Raw genomic sequence first — 24,711 nt, 5'->3', positions numbered from 1 at the left:
ACGCGTAGGCCGGCAGGGTGTCGCTACGGCTGCCAACGCCGATTCTGGCGCTGAACTGGGCGACCGCCGCAGCCGGCGACGGGCCGCGCTGGCTGCTGCCCGCTGCCGCGGTGCTGGAGGTCACGCGCTGCCCGACGCCCGCGCCGCTGCCGCTGCCGCTGGATACCGACCCCAGGCTGGCACAAGCGCTGCTGGGCACCTTCGCCTGGCGCGGGCGGCGCCTGCCGCTGCTGCACTTGGACGCGAGCCTGGCTGGCCAGGTGCCGGCGGGCGCCAGCGCGCCGGCGATGACTGGCGGCGATGCCGGCGTTGGCGTTGGCGATGACGCTGGCGGCGATGCCGACAGCGACCTGCCGCTGCGCCTGCGGGCGGTGATCTGCCCGAGCCTGCGCGAGGATGCGATCGATGCCTTCGCGCTCGCGGCGCTCGGGATGCCGGGCCTGCTGACGCTGCGGGAAGGGGAGGTCGACCCGTACGCCGAGACGGGCATGCCACCGCCCTTTTGCACCGCGCTACTGCGCGCGCATGGGGAGCTCTTCGCGGTTCCGGACATGGACGCACTGGCCGCGGCCCTGGCGCCCGTGTCGGCGTTGATGGCGTGAGACCGGTCCCGCGCCGGCGCGCGTGTGCCCGGGCTCAGCCGCGGAAGTCCCCCCACAAGATCTGCAGCGCCGCCAACGCGGCAAGCGGCGCCGTCTCCGCGCGCAGCACCCGCGGGCCGAGCCGCACCGCGGTGAAGCCGTGCGCGAGCGCCGTCTCCCGCTCGTCGGGCGCGAGTCCGCCCTCGGGACCGACCAGCAACATCGCCTGCCCTGCCGGTGGCGGCGGCAAATCCGTCAGCGTGCGCTCGGCACGATGGTGCAACAGCAGGCCGTTATGGCCAGGCGGCAGCGTCGTCAGCCAGGTGCCGAGCCGTTGCGGCGGCGCGAGCCCTGGCAGCCGCCGCCGCCCGCTCTGCTCGCAGGCGGACACCACCACGCCCTGCCAATGGCCGTGGCGCCTGTCGAGGCGCTCATTGCGCAGCTTCACCACGGTGCGCTCCGTGAACAGCGGCACCAGGTGCGTGACGCCAAGCTCCACGGCCTTTTGCAGCGCATAGTCCATGCGCTCGCCCTTGGTGATGCCGAGCGCCAAGGTCACCGCGAGCGGCAGCACCGGTTCCGTGGGTCCCGGCGGCGCCACCTCGGCCAGCACCGCGGCGCCCGTCTGCACCAGCGTGGCGGGGTAGTCGTGCCCGTCGCCGTTGAACAGCACCAGCGCGTCGCCGACGCCGAGTCGCAGCACCTGGGTGACGTGGCGACGCGCTCCGGGCTCCAGTTCCACGCGCGCGCCGGCGGCGAGCGGCTGTGCCGTGTAGATGCGGTCCTGGCGCATGCCCGCCCGCGGGGCGCTAGCCGGCGTCGCCATCGCGCGCCACGCCGAGCTTCAGCGAGGCCGCGAATGCCAGCGAGGCCCAGCCCAACGCCAGCGCCACCCCGCCAAATGGGGTGACGGCACCCCAGGCGGGGGTGTCGGTGAGCACCAGCACGAACAGGCTGCCGCTGAAGAGGATGCTGCCCACCACCATGGCCCAGGCGGCCACCCGCAGCCAGACACCGCGAAAGTGCGCGTCGAGCAGCGCGATGGCGAGGAGCGTGGTGGCATGCCAGCCCAGATAATGGGCGGCCGTCTGCCAGATGGCGAGCCGCTCCGGGCTCACCCGCTCGGTGAGGCCATGGGCGCCGAAGGCGCCGAGCAGGACGGCGGCGAACCCGAACAGGGCGGCCACCGCGATCAGGAGACTACTCGGTCGTGTCATGGGCTTCGTCGGTTGGAGGTTGTGGGGAGTCGGCATGGCCCCGAGCGCCGGGCGCCGCGTCGATGCGGCCGCGTCGTTGGCGCCGACGATGCCTGACGCTCGGGGTGGCGGCAACGGGTCGGGTGGTGGATTTGGGCGGTGGATTGCCCGCGCTCGGGCGGCGAGTGGCACCGAGCCCGCTGCCCGGGCACCCGACAAATCGGCCTTATACTACGCGGCGCATTTGCTGCTTTAACAGTGTTTATAGGGGCTGCCTATGCTCGCCGGCCTACGGTGACAGCCCCACCAGCCCGAAGCGATGGACAGGTCGAGGCGGCGACGAGCCATGAGAACCCCAACGCCGCTCGGGCCGCTCGGGCCATAAGCCACCACCAGAGGATGCGTCGAGGACGCCGCGACGCGCTCGACCCTTGGGGCATCGCAACCCGCCTTGCCCGACCATGCCGCACGCAGGCGCTGCCGATCCGAGCCAAGCCCGCGTCTGCGACGGAAACGTCTGGAGAATCGCAACATGCCAACCTTTGTGCGTACCGACAAGTGCGATGGCTGCAAGAGCCAGGACAAGACCGCTTGCGTGTACATCTGCCCCCACGACCTGATGAAGCTCGACAAGGATGGCAGCAACACCGGCTGGGCCATGAAGGCGTACAACCAGGAGCCGGAGCAGTGCTGGGAGTGCTACGCCTGCGTCAAGATTTGCCCGCAGCAGGCCATCGAGGTCCGCCACTACGCCGACTTCGTGCCCATGGGCGCCTCCGTGCAGCCGCTGCGGGGCGCCGACTCCATCATGTGGACCATCAGGTTCCGCAACGGGAAGATGAAGCGCTTCAAGTTCCCGATCCGCACCACCCCCGAGGGGTCCATCGATCCCTACGACGGTAAGCCTGCGGCCGACATCGCCAAGATCGGCGAGCCCGGCTACTTCACCCTGGGCGGTGTGCAGAAGGCCGGCGACCCGTCCGAGCTGATCCGCAAATAAGCGCTCGCCAGCGCCAAAGAGCCTGATCGGCGCCGCTGCCGGCGCCATCGAGCCCGAAAAGCAGAGATCCAGAGGCATTTCCACATGGCAGGAGAATTCGGCAATCCCGAAGTCGTCGAAGAAGAAGTCGACATCCTCATCATCGGCGGCGGCATGGGCGCTTGCGGCGCGGCCTACGAGATCGGCCCGTGGCTGGACGCGGCCAAGGCGCAGGGCGTGGACCTGAAGGTCAAGCTGGTGGACAAGGCCGCGATGGACCGTTCCGGCGCCGTCGCCCAGGGCCTGTCGGCCATCAACACCTACCTCGGCGAGCAGGACCCGGCCGACTACGCGCGCATGGTCTCCAACGACCTCATGGGCATCACCCGCGACGACCTCGCCTACGACCTCGGCCGCCACGTGGATGATTCCGTGCACCTGTTCGAGGAATGGGGCCTGCCCATCTGGAAGCAGCCCGGCGACGAGGGCAAGCCCCTGGTCAAGGGCGGCAAGCCGGTGCGCTCCGGCAAGTGGCAGATCATGATCCACGGCGAGTCCTACAAGTGGATCGTCGCCGAGGCCGCGAAGAAGGCGCTCGGCACCGAGCGCATCCAGGAGCACGTGTTCATCGCCAGGCTGGTCAACGACAAGTACGACGACAACCGCATCGCCGGTGCCGTCGGCTTCTCGGTGCGCGAGAACAAGGTCTTCGTCTACACCTTCAAGGCCTGCCTGCTGGTGGCCGGTGGCTGCGCCAACATCTTCCGCCCGCGCTCCGTCGGCGAGGGCACCGGCCGCGCCTGGTACCCGGTCTGGAACGCCGGCTCCACCTACGCCATGGCCGTCGAGGCCGGCGCCGAGCTGACCATGATGGAGAACCGCTTCGTGCCCGTCCGCTTCAAGGATGGCTACGGCCCGGTCGGCGCCTGGTTTCTGCTGTTCAAGGCCAAGGCGACCAATGCGTTTGGTGAGGTCTACCTGGAGACCAACAAGGCGCTGCTGGACGACTTCCCGCCCTACGGCCAGGCCAAGGTACCGGCATCGTGCCTGCGTGCCCACCTGATGATGAAGGAGATGCGCGAGGGCCGTGGCCCGATCTACATGGATACCGTCACTGCCCTCGGCAAGCTCGCCGAGACCATGACACCGAAGGAGATCAAGCATCTGGAGGCCGAGGCCTGGGAAGACTTCCTCGACATGTGCATCGGCCAGGCCGGCGTCTGGGCGGGTGAGAACATCGAGCCGGAGAAGAAGAACTCCGAGCTCATACCCACCGAGCCCTACCTGCTCGGCTCGCATTCGGGCTGCTGCGGCATCTGGACCTCAGGCCCCGAGGACTTGGGCGCCCCCACCAGCGAGGACCATCCGGACAAGGACAAGATCCCCTCGCACCTGCCGCAAGGCTGGCACTGGGGCTACCGTGGCATGACCACCGTGCGGGGCCTGTTCACCGCCGCCGACGGTGTCGGCGCCTCCGGCCACAAGTTCTCCTCCGGCTCCCATGCCGAGGGGCGCATCGCCGCCAAGGCCATGGTCAAGTTCTGCATGGACAACAAGGACCACAAGCCCGAGCTGGACACCCCGGTGGAGCGGTTGGTGGAACAGATCTACCGCCCGGTGCGCAACTACGTGGACCACCAGGATTACACCACCGCCATCGACGTGAACCCCAACTACATCACGCCGAAGATGCTGCAATTGCGCCTGCAGAAGATCATGGACGAATACGTGGCCGGCGTCTCCACCATGTACCAGACCAATGCCCACATGATGGACGTGGCCGAGCAGAAGCTCGAACTGCTCAAGGAAGACGCCTTGAAGATGCGCGCCAAGGACCTCCACGAGCTGCTGCGGGCGTGGGAGAACTACCACCGTACCCTCACCGCCGAAGCACACATGAAGCACATCCAATTCCGCGAAGAGACCCGCTACCCCGGCTTCTACTACCGGATGGATTACAACTTCATCGACGAAGAGAACTGGAAATGCTTCGTCAACTCGGTCTATGACAAAGAGACCAAGACCTGGACCTGCTTCAAGCGCGCCCACGTCGACCTGGTGGATAAGTCGAAGTTGTTCAAGTAGGCCTGATCCCGCGGGATCTGCGCGCCTGACGGCCTGACCCGCGAGGGTCGGCTGTCAGGTAAACAACAGAAGGCCGGGCCAGCGCGAGGTGGTCGGGCCTTTTTCGTTGGCGCGAGCAAGTACCTCGCCGCGACGCCCCAACCCGCATCGACGCGGCAAACGCGCTGCCCCGTCCGCGCACCCTTTGCGGCGCTGACGTGTACTCCGCCCATGCGGAAACTCGCCGACACCTCGGCTGAAGATCGCCTCCGACCTCGTGCGGCGGCCGGTGGGCCACATCCGCGACAGCGTGGCCGAGCGCGGCGAGGTCAGCGTATGCACGTGCATCGTCATCGCCGCGGAACTGCCCTTCGGCGCGGCCAAGAAGAGCTCCCAGCGACTGACCGCCCAGCTTGAGACAGAGCTGGCCGCGCTGGATATCCTGCCCTTCGACGAGCCTGCCGATCGCTGCGACCCAGAAATCAGACTCAGCCTCGACAACAAGTGCCATGCCAACGAATCGCGCGGTTGGCACTTCGATTGCTTCACGAAGAGACCGTGAAAGTATTGCTCGCAACTTCGAACACGAGCGCATCGTAGGTCGGGTTAGCGCAGCGTAACCCGACGATGGGCGCCAGTCAGGGCGCGAGCAAGCCGTTGATTGTCGGGTTACGCTATCGCCAACCCGACCTACACCGAATACTCTCACAGTCACGAAGCGCACCGATCAAGCCAGACGGGCTCTGGACAAAATTTGGGAATCCCATCATGCGAAGCTCCAGTATCTTCTTGATGCTCTGCGGCCTCGTCGCCGCACCGGCCTTGGCCGCCGATAGCGAGACCTATAGTCGGCAGGAGATCCTGTCTCAGGTGGAGCAGTTCTTCGGGCACGGCGCGAAAGACCTGGCTCAGGTGGTCGAAAAAGTGTTCGCCGATCAGGGTGAGCCGGATGCGTACATCACCGGTGAAGAGGCAGGCGGTGCCGTGGGCATCGGCTTGCGGTACGGTAGTGGAACCTTGCAGACGAAGACTGGTGTTCAACGCAAGGTCTACTGGCAGGGTCCCTCGATCGGCATCGATTTGGGGGGAGCCGCGTCGAAGGTCTTCATGCTGATCTACGCGCTACGCGATCCCGACCAGCTCTTCAAGCGCTATCCCGGGGTGGAGGGTAGTCTGTACTATGTCGGCGGGATCGGGGTCAACTACCTGCGGTCCGGGAAGGTCGTGATCGCTCCGATCCGCTTTGGCGCCGGCTGGCGGCAAGGGGTTAGCGTCGGCTATCTCGACTTCACGCGCAAGCCGAGCATCAATCCGTTCTGACCTAACTTCCGACCAGAAAAGGCAGCAGCACGATGGCGATGAAGTCTTGCAGAAAGTGCATCACCATCGGCGCTATCAGGCTGCCGCGCCACAAGTAGATCAGGGCGAAGAATACCCCCATGACGCCCACCGTAGCGACCCCCACCATACCCTCATAGCCGTGTCCCAGGGCAAAGATAGCTGACGAAAGAACCACGGCCAACACCTTTCCCAGCCCGATGCCCATGAATCGGAGCAAGAGGTAGCCGCGAAAGATGGTTTCCTCTGCAATGGCGACCACAATGACGAGACCCACCGCGAGCCAAAGACTGGACTGTGCGTGTCCGGTGGGCTGGAGAAAGCCGGAAGAGGACTTTGGCGGCGAAGAGAGGCCGATGCCGGTCAGGAACTGCTCCAGCCAGTTGATCCCGAATGTCATCGGGACGAAGAGCAGGATGCCGAGGAGGACCTCCAGTGGCAGCCGCCTGAGCGTCCAGCCGAGCTGACCAAACCCCTCTCCGTTTCGCCAGACGAAGTAGAGTACCAGGCTGACAAGCGCCAGATCACGCACGATGACCAGCACGGCGGTGAGGCGAAATCCTTCGTCTCCTTCTCCCGTGATGAACAGGGACAGCACGAGTGACGGAAGCACAAGAAACAGGAATGCCCCGACTTCGAAGAGCTGGATTTTCCGGCTCACGGGCGCCTTGTCTTGGGTGCGCTTTGGGGAGCGCATTGGGGTGCGCTTCGCATCCTTGAGCGGAACAGCCGCCATCGCTAACTCCCGTTTGCTGTTCGGACGACACGGGGAGCGTGCAATGGCCCCCCTTCCTGCGGTCCAGACCGGATCTCAACCATGTCGCGGAGCTGCCGCGGCCGCCGCGGATTCTCCCCAGGCCTTGGCCCCATTCGCGGCTGCAATGACCCGTGCTTGGGGCAAATCCACCACCTCAAACGTCGTCAGGCAAGCACGCTCGGTGGGGGACCGGCATCAGTAAGCCGGCGGCGCATCGATGTTCTGCGTCTTCAGGGGAGTGGCACCGGTATTCGCCCGCATAGCTGTCCTCCCGATCTGCGGTGTCGCTTCAGGATGTCATTGGCGTGAAAGCTGCAATCCCTGTGCCGGCAGATGGTCTCGGCATCCACGGCTGTGGCTGGAAGCCACCACCGCTCGCCGACGTGCCAGGCTGCCGAGTGCTTTGCTGCGGAAATTCCGGGACTCGGCTCACTCGTTGTCGTGGTCGTAATCGCAGTCGTCATCGAAGAGCCGCACGGTTGGTAGCAAGACCACGATTACGACAACGACAACGATTACGACAACAACGACAGCGACAACGACGACCCGAGTCGGTCTCGGGACAGGGCGATCGGGCATGCCGGTGTCGACGCGTCGGCCAGGCGGTGGGGCAGGGAGACATGTTCAGGAATCGGCCCGTCCGGAAACGGACTGCAAACAGGAGACAGACTTGTGATAGCTCGCGTGTTCATGGCGTTCGTTCTGACCTTGCTGACCGTCGCGGTGGTATTCCTTGGCTATGACTATTTCCAGCGCGCGACCTGCCGCGAAGTCGCGCCGGTGGCGGTGGTCGCCCGTGGCAACCTCGCCGCTATGGAGCGGACGGCGAGTCAGGTCTTTCAGAGGGCCTCGTCGTCGGTGGTGTTTGTCACGACGGTGCAGGAATCCACGCCGAATCCCTTCGGCCCAACGACGGACGAGGTCGGCATGGGCTCGGGCATCGTCTGGGATGCCGCGGGTCACATCGTGACCAACGCCCACGTCTTGCGCGGCGCGCAGCACATCGCCGTTTCGTTTGGCAAGGGCGAGATGCATCGGGCGGCCGTCGTCGGAACGGCACCGGATTACGATTTGGCGGTGCTTTGCCTGAGTGGATCTAATCCGCAGAAAGGCTCCATTGCGATCGGCTCGTCCAAGGACTTGTTTGTCGGCCAGACGGTCTTCGCCATCGGCAACCCCTATGGCCTGACCCGAACGATGACCGAGGGCATCGTCAGTGCGCTGCACCGCAGCCTGCCGACGACTGGAGAGCGGGAGGTTCGGGGCGTGATCCAGACCGACGCGGCCATCAATCCCGGTAACTCCGGCGGCCCGCTCCTGGACTCGGCCGGACGCCTGATCGGCGTCAACAGCGCCATCATCTCCAACAGCGGCGCCTTCGCCGGTGTCGGGTTCGCGATGCCGGTCGACCTGGTCAAGGACGTGGTGACGCGGCTGATCCGCGATGGCCGCGTTCCCCGCCCGGGGATCGGCATCAGTGCCCTCGGCGCGCAGGCCGCGGCCCATCTGGGCGTGAACGGCGTCGTGGTCGCGGCTGTGCTGCCGGGGTCGCCGGCGCAGAAGGCTGGACTCGAGGGAATCGATACGAGCACCGGCCAGCTCGGGGATGTCATCACGCAGGCCGATGGTGAACAGGTCCAGGATATTGCGGACTTGGCCTCGGTACTGGAAAAGGTCGGCGTCGGCAACAGCGTCAAGCTGAGCGTCGAGCGACAGGGACAGCATCGGGCCGTCCAAGTCCAGGTGGAGGACATCTCCCAGCAGCCGGAGAGCCAGCCTTGACTGGGGCGGTGGAGAGATCAGCGACCGGTGCGCAATGCAGCCCCATATGGCCCCGTCTAGACCGGTGAGCCTCTGGTCCAGCGGCCTCGACACGACTCTCGACCAGTCGCGTGCCTTGTGGGAGTGGCGTCCTCGCCGCGAGCGGGTGCTCGTCGCGCCGAGGACGGCGCTCCCACGACACGGTCGGCACCGCGCGGGTTGAATCCGCCGCCGGGACAAGCATTTCCCCACATCCGATCGTTGCCCGCACCGTCCGATGCCGTCCCTGTCCATCATCGTCCCGACCCGCCGCTCGAGCTCGACGCTGTGTGCCAGGCTGTCGCGGCTCGCGCGGGCCTTGCCGGACGCACAGGTCATCGTCGTCGAGCCGGACGACCTGGCGCCGACCGGCGACGAGCCCGCGTTGCCCGCCCACGTCGTCCGGCTGCGCGCACCGCGCGGGCGCGGCACCCAGTGCAACGCCGGCGTGCGGATCGCCCGCGGCGAGCTGCTGATGTTCCTGCATGACGACACGGCGTTGCCTGCCGGAGCCTTTGCTGCCGTCGCGGCGGCGTTTGCCGATCCGCGCACGGCCATGACCTGCTTTCGGCTGCGCTTCGATCGTCGCCATTGGCTGCTCGGGCTCTATGGCTGGTTCTCGCGCTTCGACTCGATCTGGACGACCTTCGGCGACCAGGCGATGGTCGTTCGGCACGACCTGCTCGACGCCGTCGGCGGCCTGCCGGACTGGCCCCTGTACGAGGACGTGGAGCTGGCCCGGCGGATGCGCCGCATCGGGCGCATCGTCAAGCTGCCGCTGACCGTGACGACCTCCGCGGTGCGCTACGCACGCAACGGCATCGTCCGCCAGCAGCTCGCCAATGCCGTCGCGATCACCCGCTTCCTGCTCGGCGCCTCGCCCTGGCGGCTGGCCGCGGCCTACGAGGGCCGGCGATGACCGCGGACGCCTGGGTCGCGCTGGTGGTGCTGCCGCTGCTGTTCCTGCTGGAGGGGCTGCTACCGTTCTACGCGGGCCGCCGCGACCGGCTGCGGCACGATGCCCGCAATCTCGGCCTCGGGGTCATCAGCGGGCTGGTGGGCGCGGCCTTGACGCCGCTGTTGCTGCTGTCGATGGCCGTCGCCGCCCGGCAGGGCTGGGGGCTGGTGTCCTGGCTTGGGCTCGGCGCCGCGTCCGGTGCGCTGCTGGCCTTCGTCGGCTTCGACCTGTGGATGTATCTCTGGCACCGGGCCAATCACCGCATCCCGCTGCTGTGGCGGCTGCACCGCGTCCACCACACCGATCCGGCCATGGATGCGACCACAGCCCTGCGCTTTCATCCCGGCGAGATCCTGCTTTCCAACCTGGCCAACTGCCTCGTACTGCCCCTGCTCGGGATGACCGCCGGGCTGTTTGTGCTGTACAAGGCGGTGATGGTCGCCGTCATCCTGTTCCATCACAGCAACGTCGCCGTGCCGCCGCGGCTCGACCGCGCCTACGGGCTATTGCTCGTGCCGCCGTCGATGCACCGGGTCCACCACTCGGAGCGGCGTGCCGAGACCGATTCCAACTACGGTACTGTTTTCTCCATCTGGGACCGGCTGTTGCGCAGCTTTCGCAGGCGCGACGATGCCGAGCTGATCCGCTTCGGCATCGGCCGCTTCGCCGAGGCCGATTGGCAGCGGCCGCTATGGCTGCTGCGCCTGCCGTTCGTGAGCGATCCGGCTCCGGCCGGCGAGGTCCCGTCATGACTGGTGGGGCTGCCATCCGAGGGCACCATGCACGACCCGCTCCCGCACCTGATCGACACTGACTTTCCCGCCATCCGCCGCGGCCGGCTCAAGACCCTTCAGGTCAATCTGGGCTACCGCTGCAACCTCTCCTGCGTCCATTGCCATGTAGCCGCCGGGCCGAAGCGCACCGAGACGATGGGGCCGGAGACCATCGATGCAGTCCTCGCCGCGCTGGCGACCAATCGCATCGAGACCCTGGACCTGACCGGCGGCGCTCCGGAGCTCAATGCGCACTTCCGCACGCTGGTCCGCCGCGCCCGGGCCCTGGGCGTGCACGTCATCGACCGCTGCAACCTGACCATCCTGCTGGAGCCGGATCAGCAGGACTTGGCCTCGTTCCTGGCCGAGCAGCAGGTAGAGATCATCGCCTCGCTGCCCTGCTACCTGGAAGAGAACGTGGACGGCCAGCGCGGCAAGGGCGTCTATGCCGCCAGCATCGAGGCGCTGCAACGGCTCAACGCCCTCGGCTACGGCCGCGGCGACACCGGCTTGGTGCTGAATCTGATCTACAACCCCCAGGGCCCGGTCCTGCCGCCGCCCCAGTGCCCGCTGGAGGGCGACTACCGGGCGCGGCTTGCCGCCGACCACGGGATCGTCTTCGACCGGCTCTATACCCTGACCAACATGCCGATCCAGCGCTTCGGCAGCCTGCTGATCTCCCAGGGCGCGCTCGGAGACTACTTGGCCCTGCTCAAGTCCGCCCACCGCGACGCCAACCTGGAAACGGTCATGTGCCGCGAGTTGATCAGCATCGACTGGCAGGGCCACGTCTACGACTGCGACTTCAACCAGATGCTCCGCCTGCCGCTGCGGCAAGACGGCAAGGAACGCGTGCACCTGCGCGAGCTGGACCTGGGGCGCCTGGACGGCCTGCCGATCCGCGTCGCTGGCCATTGCTACGGCTGCACCGCCGGCCAGGGCTCGAGCTGCTCCGGCGCGCTGACCGACTGAATGGCGGACAGCCTCGACACCCGGCTGCTGGTCTTCACCCGCGCCCCGGTCCCCGGACAGGTCAAGACGCGGCTGATCCCCGCCCTCGGCGCCGACGCTGCCGCGGACCTGCACCGGCGCCTGACGGAGCAGTGCCTGCGGCAGCTCTGCGCGCCGCCGCTTGTGCCGATGGAGCTTTGGGTCACGCCCGACGCCGGGCACCCGTTTTTCACCGCCCTGGCGAAGCGTTGGCCGCTGACCCTTCAGGTCCAGCAGGGTCGTGATCTGGGGGAGCGTCTGCACCATGCCGCCCGCGCCGCCCTGACCCGAGCCGATGCAGTGATCCTGCTCGGCACGGACTGTCCCGCGCTGGACCGGGCCTATCTGGTCCGGGCCATCGCGCGCCTGGCCGGCGCCGACGCTGTCCTCGGCCCGGCCCACGACGGCGGCTACGTCCTGCTTGGTCTGCGTCGGACCGACCCGAGCCTGTTCGAGGGCATTCCCTGGGGCGGCGATCGCGTCGCGGCCGTCACCCGCTCCCGCCTCGGTGGGCTGGGATGGCGCTGGTCGGAGCTGCCCGCGCTGCCGGACATCGACCGGCCGGAGGATCTCGTCCATCTGGATGCAGCGCCCCGCTGAACGCGCTGTCCGCGCTTGGCGCAGCCCGGTGTTCGGGCCTCCTGCGTCGGCCCGATCTACGACAGCCGCGTGACACACATTCGCAACCGGGTTTCTTCACATCCCCCGGTTCTCGCGTTGTTGCCACGGCCCTCAACCATCGGACGCGGGCGGCTCTCCGCCGGGCCGTCCCTGGTCGGACTGCGCAATTGTCAACGGCTCATGGAAGGTGAGGGTGCGATAGGGGAACGGGATCTCGACACCGGCCTCGTCCAAGGCGCGCTTGATTGACGCGACGACCTCATCGCGCGAGCGGCGGATATCGACCGGGCGCGAGCGGGTCCACCAGGTGACCTCGAAGTTGATGGAGGAGTTGGCGAATTCCTGGGCGAAGACCTGAATCGGTCGACCGGCAGACAACACGGTCGAGCAGCTTTCGACCGCCTTGCGAATGATGTCGCGAGCCTGATCCACGTCCTCGCCATAGGCCACGCCGCAAATGATGGTCGCACGGCGCTGATCTAGGTCGGTGCGAATGGTCAGGGGATTCTTGAAGAGCATGCTGTTTGGAACGATCACCAGCTGACCGTCGGTCTGGCGGATGTGGGTCTCGCGCACCAGGATCTCCTCCACTTGGCCCTCCATGCCCTCGCAATGGACGTAGTCGCCGATGCGCATCTCGCGGCGCAGCAGGATGATGATGCCTGCCAGGAAGTTCTCAAAGATGTCCTTGAAGGCGAAGCCGATGGCCACCGAGCCGATGCCAAGACCGGCAAGCATCTTCGTCGGGGTGAGATTGGGAAAGGCGACGAGGGCGGCCAACATCAGGCCGATGGTCCAGGTGGCCAGAGATAACAAAATGACCAAGAGGCGCTTGAGGCTCTCGCGCAGCCGGGCGCGCCTGAAGATGCGGCGGCTGATCGCCCGGACGATAGCCGCCATCAATGCGGTCACGAGGACGAGGGCGAGCGCGATGCCCAACTGCGGCAGGACCGCGAGCGTCGCGTGCCCCATGTCCTTCAACTTGTCGGCGAAGATGTCTAACGCATTCATGCGGTCGCTGTTGGGTCGGCATGAGCGCGATCAAGCGGAAAGGCGCCGAGCAAATGCAGGGAGGCGACGCACGCGTTGAGCGCGTCTTTGCCTGCTCGCGGAGTCGCCAGGCGGTCGCCCCGAGGCCGAACGCCATCCTGTCTCCGGACTGTCATCGAGGGGAAAGCATCCACCCCGTGGGAGCGGCGTCCTCGCCGCGACGGGCGTGCGGTCGCGGCGAGGACGCCGCTCCCACCTGCGCGTTCTGCTGCCGGCCCGGCAAGCGCCTTCTCGGGTTGCCTGGCCGGACTGCGCTACCATTAGATGGTATTAGGTGATTCACCGATCACCACCATCTGGTCGCCAGGCCCGCTGGCCCCGCTCAGACGACAAGAACGCAGTTTCAAGAGCGCGACGTTCCGTGTCCATGCACCGACCGAGTGTCCTCATCGTGGACGACACGCCGGAGAACCTGGGGCTGCTGAAGCGCCACCTAGCTTCGGAAGAATATGATGTCCGCATTGCGCCGGGCGGTGCGCTTGCGCTGGAAAGCATTGCGGCAAGCCCTCCGGATCTGGTCCTGTTGGATGTCCGCATGCCGGACCTGGACGGCTTCGAGGTCTGCCGGCGGCTCAAGGACGACGAGCGCACGGCGGACATACCGGTGATCTTTCTCACCGCCCTGGACGCGGCGGACGATGAGGAGACCGGCCTGGACCTCGGCGCCGCCGATTACATCGCCAAGCCTTTCAGCCCCGCGCTGGTGCGCGCGCGGGTGCGCAACCACCTCGCCTTCGCAAATCAGCGCAAGCTGCTGGAGCGCCTGGCCCAGCTCGATCCGCTCACCGAGACCGCGAACCGCCGCAGGTTCGAAGCGGCGCTGGACGACGCCTGGATGAGCTGTCGGCGCCAGGGCAGCCATCTGTCCGTGGCGATGATGGATGTGGACGGCTTCAAGCCGTACAACGACAGCATGGGCCACCCTGCCGGCGACCGCGCCTTGCGGCTCATCGCCGCCGCCCTGTCGGGCAGTCTGCGGGGCGACAGCGACCTGGTTGCCCGCTATGGTGGCGACGAATTCGTCGCGCTGCTGCCGGCGGCTTCCCCCGAGCATGCGCTTATCGCAGCACGGCGCATGCTCCGCTCGGTACAGGCACTGGACCTTGGACTCACCGTCGATGGCGTGGTGCGCCGGCTGTCCGTGTCCATGGGCCTGGTGACCATAATTCCGGCCGATGATGGTGCGCCCGCGGCCTTGATCGAGCACGCCGATGCGAATCTCTACTGCTCAAAGCGCGCCGGGCGCTCGCGCTTGACCTGGAGCGGCGCAGACGGGCTCGGCTCCCGCACCGAGCTCATATCAGCGGATACGCCGGCTCTGGAGCCGACATCCCCGGCGCCCTGACGCGAGGACGACGGATGCCTGCCTCCCTGCGCGTGCTCGCAGTGCTGCTGATGGCGGCGCTGATCCTCCCCGCGCGCGTCGTGCCGGCGCACACCGCGGCGCCGGTGCTCATCGGTTTCGATGGCGCATACGGCGTGCTCAACAGCACGTCCGCCCAGGCGATCGAGCGCGGCATCCAGGTCGCGCTGGACGAGATCAACGCCGGCGGCGGTGTCCTGGGCGGGCGCCCGATGACGCTGGTTACCCGGGACAATCGATCCGTCCCTGCCCGCGGTGTGTTCAATATCCGCGAGTTCGCCCGAACCCCCGATCTCGTGGCCGTGGTGGGTGGGCGCTTCAGCCCGGTACAGCTTCAAGAATTGCCCGTGATCCACGAGACGGGAATCATCCTGCTCGATGCCTGGGGCTCCGCCGATGGGATCACCGCGCACGGGTACCGCCCCAGCGACACCTTCCGCCTCTCGCTGCGCGACAGCATCGGCATGCCGGTGATGATCGAGCATGCCAAGCGCAAGGGCGCGCAGACGATCGGCCTGCTGCTTCCCAACACCGGCTGGGGGCGCAGCAACCTGCAGGCGGCCGTGCGTTACGCGGCCGGCGTGGACAGGCCGGAGCTCCTGGAACCGCAGTGGTACAACTGGGGCGAGCAAGACATGCTCAGGCACTACCGCGCCCTGACCGTGGCGGGGGCAGACGCAATCATTCTGGTCGCCAACGACATCGAGGGCGGCCTGCTCGTCCGCCAGCTCGGCGCGGTGGACCCGGGCGAATGGGTGCCCATCATCTCCCACTGGGGCGTGACCGGCGGCCACATGGTGGAGGAGAGCGGCCCGACGCTGTTCGCGCTGGACTTCTCCATGGTGCAGACCTTCAGCCTCTTTCGCGCGGAGCCGGAGATGCGCGACCGGGTCATGGCCGTCGCCCAGCGGCTGTTCGGCATCGGGCGCATCGAAGACATTGCCTCACCCGTGGGGTTCGGCCAAGCCTACGACCTCACCCACCTGCTCGCGCGGGCCATCGACCGCGCTGGCACCACCGATCGCGCCGCCGTGCGCGATGCCCTGGAGCAGTTACGCGACTACCGCGGCCTGACCGGAAACTACCCGCGGCCGTTCTCCCCGGAGCGTCATGACGCCCTCGGCCAGGAACAAGTCTTCATGGCACGTTACCGGAAAGACGGCGTGATCGTGCCCTCGGAAGAGCACGGCGGCTCCCCGTGAGGCCGGCCTTCTGGGAGCGCAGCATCGGCGCCTCCTTGACCTTACAGATCGCCGCCGGGGCCGCGTTACTCGCCTTGATGACGATTCTGGTGCTGGGCACCGCGTCCTTCCTGACCATGCGACGCATGACCGCGGAGCACCTCGAGTCATCCATGACCCGCAGCGCCCGGGAGGCGGCTGCTCTCATCACCGCTCGGCTCACCGCGCTGGACAGCACCGCGGCATCCCTCGCGCAGAACACGCTGATCGGCAACGCGCTTGTGGACGACGTGGGGCGTTCGGTCTATTTACGCAGCTTTCTCGACGACTTCCGCCAAGTCAACGGCATCCCCGTGACCCTGGCCATCACCGACTTTCTCGGCATCCCGTTCGCGCTCAGCCACGGTCGCCCGCGGGTCGACAAGGATTGGACCGTGGTCACCATCAACCAAGGCACGCCGCGGACCACGGTGGTCGGGGGCCACTTGCTGCTGGCGTATCCCATCATCTACGCCAACACGGGAGAGCCCGAGGGCGCCCTGGTACTGCAGGTGGAGCTCCGCGACCTGCTGGATTTTCCCGAGCGGGAACGGTTCCTCAATAACAGGGCGCTGGAACCGGCGATGACGCTGCGCTTCCGCCGGCAAGCGAGCGCCCCGCCAACCACCGAGACGCTCGGCGACAGCCGCCCCGACCTGATCGGCCTCGGCGTGCCGCTTGCAGCACCGCCGATCTTTCAGCCCTTGCGGCTCGAGGTCGAGCTGTTCTCCGACCCGGGGCGCATCACGGCGGCGATGGATACGCTGTTTCGGGCCTACATCGTCGTCGCCGCCGTCTCGCTGGCCTTCGTCATCGGGGCGAGCCTGATCCTCGCTCGCTCATTGACGCGACGGCTCACCGAGCTCGAAACCGCCACCCGTGCCATTTCCATGGACAACATCGACCAGCGCCGCCTGCACGTGCGCGGCGACGACGAGATCAGCCGTCTCGGCAGGACCTTCAACAGCATGCTCGATCGCTTGGACGGCACTTTCGAGCAACTCAAGCGCAACGAGCAAAGCCTGGAGCAGACCATTGCATCCCTGAAACGGGCGCAGCACGCCGCCGAGGCTGCAAACCAGGCAAAGAGCGAGTTCCTGGCCAATATGAGCCATGAGCTGCGCACGCCGCTGAACGCCATCCTGGGCTTCTCCCACATCCTCGCGGACCAGTGCGAACGCTGCCCGCACCAGCAGCAGAACTTGGGGATTGTCATCCGCAGCGGCGAGCACCTGCTAACGCTGATCAACGACGTGCTCGACATGTCGCGCATCGAGGCGGGCCGCATCGACGTCATGTCCGAGCCGGTGGATCTTGCCGACCTCCTCGACGAGGTCGCCGGCATCCTCTCGGAGCAGGCGCGCAGGCGCGGCCTGGGCTTTCGCCAGGAGCGCGCCGCCGACCTGCCCCCGTGGGTGTTCACCGACGCGGGCAAGCTGCGACAAATCCTGCTCAATCTGCTGAGCAATGCAGTGAAATACACGGACGATGGCGAGATCATCCTGCGCCAGGACCACACCGAGACCGGTCCCAAGACCCTGTTGCTGCGGCTCGAAGTGGAGGACACCGGCCGCGGCATCGCCGAGGCGGACCTACCCCGGATTTTCGACAAGTTCGTCCAGGTGGGCGACAGCCGCCGCGACGGCAGCGGGCTAGGTCTCACCATCACCCGCTGCTTCGTCGAGCTGATGGGCGGCGAGATCACCGTACGCAGCCGGCTCGGCAAGGGCTCCTGCTTTACCGTCTCCCTGCCGCTGCGTCGCGCCCCGAGGCCCCGCCTCTCGAACCCGCCGACCGGCGACGGTCCGCTGCTCCTGGGCGCGGGGGCACAAGCGCCACTCATCCTGGTGGCGGACGACGATGAGCAAAACCGTCTGTTGTTGCACAGCATGCTCACCGAGGCAGGCTTTCGGGTCGAAGCGACCCACGACGGCGCCTTGGCCGTGGAAAAGGCGAACGTCCTGCATCCCGACCTGGTGCTCATGGATCTGCGCATGCCAGGCGTGGACGGCTACGAGGCCGCCCGGCGCATCAAGGCATTGCCGGAGGCGGGACGCTGCCCGGTGATCGCGGTGAGCGCCGCGGTGTTCGAACAGGCGGTGGGCCAGCTCGAGGCCGCCGGTATCGACGGCTTCGTCGGCAAGCCGTTCCGGCGCGCGGACATCCGCGAGGTCCTGCACAAGCACCTGGGCGTTCGCTTCCTGACGCAACAGCGCCCGGCACCGGATACGCCGACGCAGAAGCGCGCACGGACGCCTCGGGTCACACCGAACGCGGTTCGAGAACTGCCGGCATCGTGGCGACAACAGCTGCGCCGGGCCACCATCGAGGGACGGGTGGAAGCGATGGAGCGGCTGATCGACGCACTGCGCCCGGAACACGCGCCGGTCGCCGATCACTTGCGCCTGCTGGTGGCGGAGTACCGGTTCGAGAGACTGCTCGGGCTGCTCGGCACCGATGAGTCACCCGGTGCGCGCTGAGGCTCAGCGCGGCGAAGATCAGCCGGGCCGCCGGGCAACCTCATACCAGCCGAGCAGCCCGAGGCCGAACAGGAGCCAGGTCGGCGGCAGCGGGGTCGTGTAGAGCGCGATATCGCCATCTTCCGTGTAGTCGATGTAGACAGCGCGCCTGCTGTCGAAGCGCTTGACCAACGCATTGCCGGCGTAGTTGTCGAACAAGCCGGTGCGCGCGCCACCGACGCCGATCAGCGTAAGCCGCGCGAAGGGCGCATAGCTGAAGCCTTCATCGAACCCGAGCAACAGATCCCCCGCAAGATCGACGCTGCCCAAGATCGTCAGCGGCGGCAGGCCGGCGTAGTCGGTAAAGCTCAACAGCGTGAACGCGAGCGAGCCAGAACCCGTCTGCATGAAGTCCCCGCTGATCAGCGAGGGGTAGAGCGCGGGTACGCCGAGATCGATGCTGCCGGTGTTGGCCAAGTCGATGCCGTCGCCGGCCGTGTTGCTGCCGGCAATGGATAGGTCTCCCTTGAGCGTGCCCGCGTTCTCGATGGCACCGCTGACCGCATCCTCGGCGACGTCGATCGATACCTCGGCATCGATCCTGCCTTCGTTGATCACGCCACCGTCCAGCTCGGCGCCAGCGGCGAGGCTGATACCACGGGCCGCGCGGATGTAGCCCATCGCCCCGTCGATGTCTACTTCCACGCCCCTGATTGCGCCGCCCGTGCCGTTGCGAATGTCGCCGGCGACCAAGGCGCCGCTATCGACCAAGATGCCGCTCCCCTGAACTTGTATTGCGCCGGTGTTGACGACCCCGTCGCCGAAGTCCGTGACATTCAGGCTCAAGCCGTCCCCCGCCGCGGTGATCGTTCCCGAGTTGTCGATGCCGCCGGAGAAAGCGCCGATAGAGAGGACGACGCCGTTCCCATCGCTGCTGGTGATGCTCCCGGTATTCGAGAAGCCGCCGTCAAGGGAATCACCCTGGACGTAGATCCCGTCGTCTCCGCTCGCGATCGTTCCATCGTTGACCAGGCCGTTATTCAGCGTGCCGACCTCCAGATAGACCCCGGTGTCACTGGCAGCACTGACGGTACCGGAGTTTGACACACCCCCGGACAGAGAACCCGCATAGATCTGCATGCCCGCATTGCTGATGGACTGGATGATGCCGGTGTTGTCGATACCGCCATCGAAGTCGCCGCCGTAGCCGGTGTCGCCATCGACGTAGACGTAGACGCCGGCCCCGGCACTCTCGATGCTGCCGCTGTTGGAGATTTCGCCAGAGAAGGATTGCCCGTAGAAATCGACACCCAAGCCGCCGCTGCTGATGCTGCCGCCGTTGACGATGCCACCGGCGAATTCACCGGACCCGGCGTCGATGACCACAGCGGTGTCGACACTGCTCAGGCTGCCGTCATTGCGGATGCCGCCCGCGACGCTGGAGTCGCGAATCTCGATGGTGTAATTGTAGAGGTCGGTCGAGCCGATACTGCCGCCGACGTTGTTCTTGATGGCGCCGGTGACCGCGCTGCCGTCATAGACGCCGATGGCGCTGTAAGCGGCGTTCCCCGCAATGGTGCCGCCCGTGTCGTTCGTGACGTCACCATCCACAGTCGCCGCGTCCATCAGAATGTAATCGATCGCCGTGACATTGGTTTGGGTACCGACGGTTTCGTCGATGAGCTCGATGGCGTCGGCGCCGGCCGTCTCGGCCAGCCCCATGCCCAAAGCAAGTGCTACGAGGGGGCGCACAAGGCGCAATGGCCACCACCGGCCGCAGCACGGCCGATGCTTCTGCGCTGCAAACATGGCTTGAATTCGGAATAGCTGTACGTTGGCGAAGTGCGCTGCCCGGTCAGCGGTTGGCACGGCCGGGCGCGCGGCCCAGGACGCGGTCAATACCCGTCGTCGCGATAGCGGCAGTTGCCGTCTTCGTCACAGGGCCACAGGGTCGTGGTGCTGTTGATCTGTAACAGTGGGTCGCCCGCGTTGGCGCCTGACGCATCCGGGCAATGGTACTTGGGGGTGAGTTGCTCGTCCTCGGGGGGGTCGATCAAGGTCGCCTGATAGCCGAAAAGGTCGATATCGCCCCGCCGCTCGACGATGCGGCGCTTGCCGTTGTCGTCGACGGAGACGTCGAGCACCATGAGATCGAACGCAAAGGTCACGCGTGGGGCATTGCTGGGCGGATTCGGCCGCTCGCCTTGATAGACCGTCGGCAGGTGCTCCTTCAGGCTCTTCATTGCGCACTGCACGGTATCGTCGGCGCTCGGGAAATGGGTCGCGACGGTGAGGCCGGGGAAGGGCGAAATTTGGCTCAGCAGGTAGCCGAAAGCGCCTTGGGGCGTATGCGAGCTGTTCTGGATCTTTTTCACCTCGCAGACGTCCGCATCGGGCACGAGGCTCGGAAAGTCGAGCCTGGCCATCTTCATCGCCCACACCTCCGGGGGGACGCCCATCTCGTGGATGAGGACATCAATGCCTTCACCGTTGTTATTGGCCTGCTCCACGGTGAAACGCTCGGGCTTGGTGTCGCCGGTGAAAATCATGCTCAGGGTCGGCGCGCCCGTCACCAGCGGGTCGGGATTGCGGTATTGCAGCTTGTAGGCGACCGCCCCCTGCCGGCAATGAATGACAGGATAAGCGGTGATCGTGACGCCGGTCAGGGCGTTTTGGTAGACGATGATCTCGGGAGACGAGCCCTCCGTCCAGTCGCTGCCGAAGTCGAACGGGATATCGACCGGAAACAGGGCGTAGCCATCGCTTGGGTCATCGTCGGCATATTGCCCGGCGGGCTGCGCGGGCCGCTGGACTCGGGTCGTGTCGTCCGGGTCCGTCGCGAAACCGAAGTTGTCGGGGTCTTCACACGCCGGCACCGTGCCTGAGGCGGGGACGTAGGCGGTGGACAGAAAGCTCATGGATTCGGAGTGCCAACGGCAGGCGTCACGCAGGTGCGAGCAAAACGCCGCGGTGCCATCGTCATAGTATTCCGGCGCCGAGCCGCCCGGCTGGTAGTTGGGATTGGGCACCTTCGACGGGCCGGGTCCCCAGACCCACAGCGGGGTCTTGCGGTCCGCCGCTGCCCCAAAACAATAGATATGGGTCAGATCGCTCATGTGGTCCGCATGCAGATGGGTCAGGAAGACCTTGTTCATCCTGCGGAAGCTCACGTTCATGGAGTTGTAGGAGCCGCTGCTGCCGGTGCCGCAGTCGAAGACGAAACTGTCCAAGGGCAGTTGGGTGTCTTCATTCCAGCCCACTTCGACGAAGACGCTCATCATCCGCTGCGCCAAATTGCGTGGCGGTACCGCCGTGCCCATCAGGGTGATGCGCATCGCGTTCTTATCGAGCGTTTGCACGGTGGGCTGCGTCGGCAGGGCACCGGCCTTGAAAGGCTGGAATTTGCGCAATCTGTCGTAATACGAGTAGCGCTGGGCCTTGGCGGTGCTCGTCCAATGGCAGCCCAGCGACGACTCGGGGCAGCAGCCCAGATCGCATTGGGAGTCGCCCGCGCAGCAATCCTGGTCCGGTGTGCACGTTCTCGGCGCCAGGTCATCCGCTGCCGTGATGTCCGCCGTGAGACTTGCGATGGCACCTCCAACCGCCAGCCCCCCCAGGCCAAGTCCGGAGAGCTTCAGCGCCTCGCGTCGGGTGAATTGGCGTGGGGCGCCGGTAGTGTCCGCGTCGGAATCATTGGTGACTTTGCCGCCGGGATGCTCCGGGGGGACTTGCGCTTTCGGATCGTTCATTGTCGTCTCTCACCTGTTCCTGTGCGCCGCATGGGACTGCGCGCGGTCGCCCGCCCGAGGCGGACGGTCGCGGCGGCGGCCCTCGTCCCCAGACGGGCTCGAACGGGTCGGATACTAGACGAGAGCGCTTCGTTGTCTATGGCACCAAAGGGCCATCAAAGGGGATCGATTGACGGGGGCACTCTTGCAGGCGCCGAAATGCGCGCTAGCCTTTGGCGGGTCTCGGCCAACGTGCCGGATCCACGGACGCCGGCCATGCGCCGCGCAGGATGGGGATGCGATGTCTCACGGGTTTCCCCTCTCGGCGTCCCGCGGCGTCGTGGCGGTGGTCGATGACGATCCGGAAATCCGCCAGGCGCTCGCTGCCTGGCTTGGGCTGTGCGGGTTGCAAGGTGCCGAGCATCCGTCCGCGGAAAGGCTGCTCGCCGTCTTGTTGGACCAGGACGGGCAACCAGAGCTGCGCGCCGAAGGTGTGCATGCGACGGCGCTGCGGCTGCGGGGGCTTGCACCCGGGTTGCCGCTGGCGCTGGTGACCGCGCTGCCTGAAGATGAGACGGCCCGCTACGGTGCGCCGCCCGCGGGTGTCAGGTGTCTGCGCAAGCCGGTCGAGCTGGATGCGCTAGAGGCGGCCCTCGGCACGCTGTTCCCACCCGGAGCGGGCGAGCCGAAGCGATGATCTTCGACGCCGGCACCGGCTTCCTCTTCGTCGGCGCCCTGAACCTGGTCCTCTCCATTGCGCTCTGGGTCGTGCTGGTCCGGCAGCGCACGCCGGCGCTCGATCTCTGGTGCGGGGGCGGCCTTGTGCTCGCCCTGTCCTTTTTGCTGCTGGCGCTGCGGCCGGTACTGCCCGTGGCGCTCGGCTATACGCTGGCAAGCGTGCTCGCGATCGCCGCAGCGCTGCTCCGCATCAATGCCATCCGGCTGGAGCTGGGCGAGCCCCCCTCGCTCTACGGCACCTTGTCCGCGGTGCTCGCTTTCCTGATCCTGTATGAATGGCTGCGTATAGGCAACAGCGAGTGGCTGCGCTTCTACGTACTGATGACGGTACTGATGGCCATCAGTGCACGTATCGCGCGGTTGGCCTGGCGGCTCGGACGCAGTCAGGCGCGCCGCAGCGCCTATTGGATCGCGGGGGTCCATGTCGCGATGTTCGCGGTGCACGGCGCACGCGTCGGCAATGTGGCCTTGGGTCACTTTCCGCCGCACTTGATGAGTCAGGGCTACGACGCGCTGATGCTGGCGATGATCCTGCTGATTGCGGCGATTGTGATGAACGTCGCCTGGCTCGGTCTCGCGCTGGAGCGCTTGCTCGAGGAGCAGATTGCCGCGGCCGCGGCGCGGGCACGGAGCGAAGAGAATCGCATTCTCGGCGAGCGCATCGCGCATCTGGAGCGCCAACGCAGCCTGGGACTGCTATCGGCGTCGCTGGGACATGAGCTGAAGCAGCCATTGACCGCGGTGCTGGCCAACGCCCAGGTGGCCCGGCGCGGGCTCGCCAGTGGCCGGCTCGAGATCCCGCAGGCGCTCGACTTCCTGGACAAGGTTGTTTACAACACCCGGCGCGCGAGCCGGATCATCGAGCGCATCCGGGGCTATATCCGGCCCGGGGAGTCTCGACACGAGGCCATCGATCTCGGCTCCGTCGTGCAGGAGGTCGCCGAGTTGGTGGCGGCCGAGGCACGGGCGCGGGGCATCCGCTTGCGCCTGCTGCTGCCGTCGCTGCCGGTTCGGGTCACCGGCGACGCGCTCCAGCTCTCGCAGATCGTGCTCAACGTGCTCCGCAACGCGATCGACGCATCGAACAGCGGGGACAGCGCGGTCGAAGTGCGCTTGCAGGAGCGGGCGGGGCTGGTCGTGCTCGAGGTCGAGGACGGCGGCCCCGGGCTCACGGCGGAGGCGCAACGCCTCGCCGGGCAACCATTCTTCACCACCAAGCAGGAGGGGTTGGGCTTGGGTCTCTCGATCTCGCGTGAGATTGCCCGGCAGCACGGGGGCACGCTGCGCTTGCGCAATGCACCCCGCCAGGGTGCGCTGGCCGAGCTGACGCTGCCGCTGGCCCCGCCCGCGAACCCGGGCGCCTTGATCGGCGATGAATGACGCGGCGTATCGGCGGGCGGTGACCGCAGACGAGCGGCGGCTCGCCGAGCGTTCTGCCCGCGGCCGGATCATCATCATCGACGACGACCTCGAAATTCTTGCCGCGCTGCGAGCACTCTTCGAGCTTGAAGGGTACGTGTGCGAGACCTACGCCTCCGCGCTCGCTTATCTCCAAGGGCTGAGCGAGGGGCCTGGGCGTTTTCCCGGACCCTGTTGCCTGCTCTGCGACGTCAAGCTGCCCAGGCTCGACGGCCTGGAGCTGCAACGCCAGTTGGGCGAATTCGACGACACCCCGATGCTGCTCATGAGCGGCGTCAGCGGCGCGCCCGAGGCGGCCTGTGCCTTCCGTGCCGGCGCGCTCGATTTTCTGATCAAGCCCTTGGACGACGAAACCCTGCTCGGGGCGGTCGCGACCGCGCTTGCGGTCAGCGCCGAGCGGCAGCGTGCGTGTGCGCGTCGTCGCGAGCTGCGTGCGTGTCTGGCGACGCTCACGGAGCGGGAGCGCGAGGTCGCGCGCCGGGTGGCCCTCGGCCAGCGCAATCTGGAGATCGCCGACGCGCTCGGGATCGCGCTGCGCACCGTGAAGCGGCATCGCCACCAGGCCATGGAGAAGCTGAAGGCCGAGACACTGGTGGATCTCGTCCACATCTTCGACGAGTCAACGGGGACGGGATCGGAGCCGGACCAACGCTAGTGCTTCGCTGCGGAAATTTCGA

22 protein-coding genes are annotated in these 24,711 nt (G+C 66.8%); 16 read left to right on the top strand and 6 right to left on the bottom strand.

The features are described from left to right. The first annotated feature begins 17 nt into the window (after positions 1–17). Complete coding sequence (locus tag LJE69_RS06585; RefSeq protein ID WP_296922941.1) at positions 18–602, top strand: hypothetical protein; 585 nt, start codon at positions 18–20, stop codon at positions 600–602. A 34-nt stretch (positions 603–636) separates the two neighbouring features. Here the strand turns inward: LJE69_RS06585 and LJE69_RS06580 are convergent, their stop codons facing one another. Both LJE69_RS06580 and LJE69_RS06575 read right to left on the bottom strand, forming a co-directional pair. Continuing rightward, positions 637–1,407, bottom strand: coding sequence for a 16S rRNA (uracil(1498)-N(3))-methyltransferase (locus LJE69_RS06580; protein ID WP_296922938.1), 771 nt, complete (start codon positions 1,405–1,407; stop codon positions 637–639). After that, on the bottom strand, positions 1,391–1,798 hold the full coding sequence (locus LJE69_RS06575; RefSeq protein ID WP_296922935.1) for a DUF423 domain-containing protein: 408 nt from the start codon (positions 1,796–1,798) through the stop codon (positions 1,391–1,393). Before LJE69_RS06575 ends, LJE69_RS06580 begins: the two co-directional genes overlap by 17 nt. Positions 1,799–2,309: 511 nt before the next feature. Between LJE69_RS06575 and aprB the strand changes: the two genes are divergently transcribed. From aprB to LJE69_RS06555, 4 genes are all read left to right on the top strand, one after another. Beyond that, the gene (gene aprB, locus LJE69_RS06570) at positions 2,310–2,777 is read left to right on the top strand and encodes an adenylyl-sulfate reductase subunit beta (protein WP_296922932.1); all 468 of its coding nucleotides are present in this window, start codon (positions 2,310–2,312) and stop codon (positions 2,775–2,777) included. 84 nt (positions 2,778–2,861) lie between these two features. Further along, positions 2,862–4,841 (top strand): adenylyl-sulfate reductase subunit alpha, encoded by a 1,980-nt coding sequence (aprA, locus tag LJE69_RS06565; protein ID WP_296922929.1) that lies wholly within the window; start codon positions 2,862–2,864, stop codon positions 4,839–4,841. A 268-nt stretch (positions 4,842–5,109) separates the two neighbouring features. Next, complete coding sequence (locus LJE69_RS06560) at positions 5,110–5,382, top strand: hypothetical protein (RefSeq protein WP_296922926.1); 273 nt, start codon at positions 5,110–5,112, stop codon at positions 5,380–5,382. Positions 5,383–5,588: 206 nt separating this feature from the next. Next, on the top strand, positions 5,589–6,140 hold the full coding sequence (locus LJE69_RS06555; protein WP_296922923.1) for a DUF1134 domain-containing protein: 552 nt from the start codon (positions 5,589–5,591) through the stop codon (positions 6,138–6,140). Between the two features lies 1 nt (position 6,141). Here the strand turns inward: LJE69_RS06555 and LJE69_RS06550 are convergent, their stop codons facing one another. Beyond that, the gene (locus LJE69_RS06550; RefSeq protein WP_296922920.1) at positions 6,142–6,894 is read right to left on the bottom strand and encodes a CPBP family intramembrane glutamic endopeptidase; all 753 of its coding nucleotides are present in this window, start codon (positions 6,892–6,894) and stop codon (positions 6,142–6,144) included. Between the two features lie 711 nt (positions 6,895–7,605). On the opposite strand from LJE69_RS06550, the gene LJE69_RS06545 reads away from it, so the two are divergent. The 5 genes from LJE69_RS06545 to LJE69_RS06525 all read left to right on the top strand — a co-directional run bounded on the left by LJE69_RS06545 (position 7,606) and on the right by LJE69_RS06525 (position 12,036). Further along, a complete protein-coding gene (locus tag LJE69_RS06545; RefSeq protein WP_296923061.1) occupies positions 7,606–8,697 on the top strand; it encodes a trypsin-like peptidase domain-containing protein in 1,092 nt (363 codons plus the stop codon). Between the two features lie 256 nt (positions 8,698–8,953). Beyond that, positions 8,954–9,634: a glycosyltransferase gene (locus LJE69_RS06540; protein ID WP_296922917.1), complete on the top strand. Its 681-nt coding sequence runs from the start codon at positions 8,954–8,956 to the stop codon at positions 9,632–9,634. Beyond that, positions 9,631–10,425 carry a sterol desaturase family protein gene (locus tag LJE69_RS06535; protein WP_296922915.1) on the top strand — a complete coding sequence of 265 codons (795 nt, stop codon included), beginning with the start codon at positions 9,631–9,633 and terminating at the stop codon, positions 10,423–10,425. The genes LJE69_RS06540 and LJE69_RS06535 overlap by 4 nt, the downstream gene beginning before the upstream one ends. Positions 10,426–10,452: 27 nt before the next feature. Beyond that, positions 10,453–11,418, top strand: coding sequence for an arsenosugar biosynthesis radical SAM (seleno)protein ArsS (gene arsS, locus LJE69_RS06530; protein WP_296922912.1), 966 nt, complete (start codon positions 10,453–10,455; stop codon positions 11,416–11,418). Continuing rightward, complete coding sequence (locus LJE69_RS06525) at positions 11,419–12,036, top strand: TIGR04282 family arsenosugar biosynthesis glycosyltransferase (protein WP_296922910.1); 618 nt, start codon at positions 11,419–11,421, stop codon at positions 12,034–12,036. Between the two features lie 132 nt (positions 12,037–12,168). Here LJE69_RS06525 and LJE69_RS06520 read toward each other — a convergent pair whose 3' ends face one another. Then, positions 12,169–13,068, bottom strand: coding sequence for a mechanosensitive ion channel family protein (locus LJE69_RS06520; protein WP_296922907.1), 900 nt, complete (start codon positions 13,066–13,068; stop codon positions 12,169–12,171). 406 nt (positions 13,069–13,474) lie between these two features. Here LJE69_RS06520 and LJE69_RS06515 point away from each other — a divergent pair, with 406 nt between their 5' ends. Genes LJE69_RS06515 through LJE69_RS06505 form a run of 3 tightly spaced genes read left to right on the top strand, consistent with a single transcriptional unit; the run spans position 13,475 to position 18,170 of the window. After that, positions 13,475–14,452 (top strand): diguanylate cyclase, encoded by a 978-nt coding sequence (locus tag LJE69_RS06515; RefSeq protein ID WP_296922903.1) that lies wholly within the window; start codon positions 13,475–13,477, stop codon positions 14,450–14,452. Between the two features lie 14 nt (positions 14,453–14,466). Then, positions 14,467–15,672, top strand: a complete 1,206-nt coding sequence (locus LJE69_RS06510) for an ABC transporter substrate-binding protein (RefSeq protein ID WP_296922900.1) — start codon at positions 14,467–14,469, stop codon at positions 15,670–15,672. A 35-nt stretch (positions 15,673–15,707) separates the two neighbouring features. Beyond that, the gene (locus tag LJE69_RS06505; protein ID WP_296922898.1) at positions 15,708–18,170 is read left to right on the top strand and encodes an ATP-binding protein; all 2,463 of its coding nucleotides are present in this window, start codon (positions 15,708–15,710) and stop codon (positions 18,168–18,170) included. Between the two features lie 18 nt (positions 18,171–18,188). On the opposite strand, the gene LJE69_RS06500 is transcribed toward LJE69_RS06505, so the two are convergent. Both LJE69_RS06500 and LJE69_RS06495 read right to left on the bottom strand, forming a co-directional pair. Continuing rightward, positions 18,189–19,871, bottom strand: a complete 1,683-nt coding sequence (locus LJE69_RS06500; protein WP_296922895.1) for a hypothetical protein — start codon at positions 19,869–19,871, stop codon at positions 18,189–18,191. Between the two features lie 173 nt (positions 19,872–20,044). After that, the gene (locus tag LJE69_RS06495; RefSeq protein ID WP_296922892.1) at positions 20,045–21,898 is read right to left on the bottom strand and encodes a hypothetical protein; all 1,854 of its coding nucleotides are present in this window, start codon (positions 21,896–21,898) and stop codon (positions 20,045–20,047) included. A 280-nt stretch (positions 21,899–22,178) separates the two neighbouring features. Between LJE69_RS06495 and LJE69_RS06490 the strand changes: the two genes are divergently transcribed. From LJE69_RS06490 to LJE69_RS06480, 3 genes are read left to right on the top strand one after another with little or no spacing between them, the layout of a single operon-like run. After that, positions 22,179–22,574, top strand: a complete 396-nt coding sequence (locus LJE69_RS06490) for a hypothetical protein (protein WP_296922889.1) — start codon at positions 22,179–22,181, stop codon at positions 22,572–22,574. Next, complete coding sequence (locus tag LJE69_RS06485) at positions 22,571–23,995, top strand: ATP-binding protein (RefSeq protein ID WP_296922886.1); 1,425 nt, start codon at positions 22,571–22,573, stop codon at positions 23,993–23,995. The genes LJE69_RS06490 and LJE69_RS06485 overlap by 4 nt, the downstream gene beginning before the upstream one ends. Next, a complete protein-coding gene (locus LJE69_RS06480) occupies positions 23,988–24,689 on the top strand; it encodes a response regulator (RefSeq protein WP_296922883.1) in 702 nt (233 codons plus the stop codon). The genes LJE69_RS06485 and LJE69_RS06480 overlap by 8 nt, the downstream gene beginning before the upstream one ends. The last annotated feature ends 22 nt before the right edge of the window (positions 24,690–24,711 follow it).

The organism is Thiohalocapsa sp., from assembly GCF_022340605.1.
GTDB lineage: Bacteria > Pseudomonadota > Gammaproteobacteria > Chromatiales > Chromatiaceae > Thiohalocapsa.
This window is presented reverse-complemented; position numbering and strand designations above follow the sequence as displayed.

What these genes read in the sequence shown, in the direction of transcription:
- LJE69_RS06580 (WP_296922938.1), bottom strand. Translation starts at nt 1,407, where the DNA reads ATGGCGACGCCGGCTAGCGCCCCGCGGGCGGGCATGCGCCAGGACCGC.
- LJE69_RS06575 (WP_296922935.1), bottom strand. Translation starts at nt 1,798, where the DNA reads ATGACACGACCGAGTAGTCTCCTGATCGCGGTGGCCGCCCTGTTCGGG.
- aprB (WP_296922932.1), top strand. Translation starts at nt 2,310, where the DNA reads ATGCCAACCTTTGTGCGTACCGACAAGTGCGATGGCTGCAAGAGCCAG.
- aprA (WP_296922929.1), top strand. Translation starts at nt 2,862, where the DNA reads ATGGCAGGAGAATTCGGCAATCCCGAAGTCGTCGAAGAAGAAGTCGAC.
- LJE69_RS06555 (WP_296922923.1), top strand. Translation starts at nt 5,589, where the DNA reads ATGCGAAGCTCCAGTATCTTCTTGATGCTCTGCGGCCTCGTCGCCGCA.
- LJE69_RS06550 (WP_296922920.1), bottom strand. Translation starts at nt 6,894, where the DNA reads ATGGCGGCTGTTCCGCTCAAGGATGCGAAGCGCACCCCAATGCGCTCC.
- LJE69_RS06545 (WP_296923061.1), top strand. Translation starts at nt 7,606, where the DNA reads ATGGCGTTCGTTCTGACCTTGCTGACCGTCGCGGTGGTATTCCTTGGC.
- LJE69_RS06540 (WP_296922917.1), top strand. Translation starts at nt 8,954, where the DNA reads ATGCCGTCCCTGTCCATCATCGTCCCGACCCGCCGCTCGAGCTCGACG.
- LJE69_RS06535 (WP_296922915.1), top strand. Translation starts at nt 9,631, where the DNA reads ATGACCGCGGACGCCTGGGTCGCGCTGGTGGTGCTGCCGCTGCTGTTC.
- arsS (WP_296922912.1), top strand. Translation starts at nt 10,453, where the DNA reads ATGCACGACCCGCTCCCGCACCTGATCGACACTGACTTTCCCGCCATC.
- LJE69_RS06525 (WP_296922910.1), top strand. Translation starts at nt 11,419, where the DNA reads ATGGCGGACAGCCTCGACACCCGGCTGCTGGTCTTCACCCGCGCCCCG.
- LJE69_RS06520 (WP_296922907.1), bottom strand. Translation starts at nt 13,068, where the DNA reads ATGAATGCGTTAGACATCTTCGCCGACAAGTTGAAGGACATGGGGCAC.
- LJE69_RS06515 (WP_296922903.1), top strand. Translation starts at nt 13,475, where the DNA reads ATGCACCGACCGAGTGTCCTCATCGTGGACGACACGCCGGAGAACCTG.
- LJE69_RS06510 (WP_296922900.1), top strand. Translation starts at nt 14,467, where the DNA reads ATGCCTGCCTCCCTGCGCGTGCTCGCAGTGCTGCTGATGGCGGCGCTG.
- LJE69_RS06500 (WP_296922895.1), bottom strand. Translation starts at nt 19,871, where the DNA reads ATGGGGCTGGCCGAGACGGCCGGCGCCGACGCCATCGAGCTCATCGAC.
- LJE69_RS06495 (WP_296922892.1), bottom strand. Translation starts at nt 21,898, where the DNA reads ATGAACGATCCGAAAGCGCAAGTCCCCCCGGAGCATCCCGGCGGCAAA.
- LJE69_RS06490 (WP_296922889.1), top strand. Translation starts at nt 22,179, where the DNA reads ATGTCTCACGGGTTTCCCCTCTCGGCGTCCCGCGGCGTCGTGGCGGTG.
- LJE69_RS06485 (WP_296922886.1), top strand. Translation starts at nt 22,571, where the DNA reads ATGATCTTCGACGCCGGCACCGGCTTCCTCTTCGTCGGCGCCCTGAAC.
- LJE69_RS06480 (WP_296922883.1), top strand. Translation starts at nt 23,988, where the DNA reads ATGAATGACGCGGCGTATCGGCGGGCGGTGACCGCAGACGAGCGGCGG.